Genomic DNA, 985 nt, shown 5'->3' on the forward strand with positions numbered 1-985 from the left:
CGGCGGTCTTGAAAACCGCTTTACCTTTTAGGTAACGTGGGTTCGAATCCCACCCCCTCCGCCAGTTTTAAGGAGGCAGCTAGTGAAGATCCACGAATACCAGGCAAAGAGCCTTTTTGCTGAATTTGGCATACCTGTTCCACGGGGGAAAGTAGCTAGAAAAGCGACGGAAGCCGGGGCCTTTGCCGCTGAACTTGGTGAAAAAGTTGTACTGAAAGCTCAAGTACATGCTGGTGGCAGAGGCAAAGCTGGGGGTGTCAGGATCACCGGTTCCTACGATGCGGTAAAGGTTGCGGGGGAAATGCTCGGGACTAGATTGGTCACTCATCAGACGGGACCGGAGGGTGTCCCCATCAATGCTTTGCTGGTTGAAGAAACTTTGAATGTAGAGCGAGAGCTTTATCTGGCAATTGTTGTTGATTCGGCTTCCGGCGTGCCCATGATCATGGCCAGCGAAGCTGGGGGCATGGATATTGAAGAGGTTGCAGCTAAGACTCCTGAGAAAATAATTACAGCTCACATAGATCCCAGTATGATGTTCTTTCAGCCTTTCATTGCTCGTAAGATAGCTTTTGGCTTGAATCTGAGCCCGACTCTGGTTCGTCAGGCTGTACCTTTGATCTCCGGGCTTTGTAAACTGTTCCAGACAAAAGATTGCTCCATGGTAGAGATTAACCCGCTGGTGGTGACTGATGATGCTCGTCTGTTGGCCCTCGATGCCAAAATCAACATTGATGATAATGCGTTGTATCGTCACAAGAAAATATCGGCGATGTACGATGAAACCCAGGAGGATCCGTTAGAAGTTGAGGCAAAAAGCAAAGGGATAGAAAATTACATCAAGTTGGATGGCGATATTGCCAATCTGGTAAATGGGGCCGGAATGGCTATGGCTACCATGGATACGCTGAAGCTGGCTGGCGGAAATCCGGCTAACTTCCTGGATATTGGAACTATTAATGATCCAGCCCGTGTAGTCAATGCC

1 protein-coding gene is annotated in these 985 nt (G+C 49.0%); it reads left to right on the forward strand.

The annotated features are described in order from the left end of the window. Nucleotides 1-82: 82 nt before the first annotated feature. Nucleotides 83-985 (forward strand): ADP-forming succinate--CoA ligase subunit beta (gene sucC / locus GY843_RS03560; RefSeq protein WP_297306593.1); only part of this gene is annotated, 903 nt, incomplete at its 3' end.

The organism is Neptuniibacter sp. (genome assembly GCF_024231755.1).
Taxonomy (GTDB): Bacteria; Pseudomonadota; Gammaproteobacteria; order Pseudomonadales; family Balneatricaceae; genus Neptuniibacter.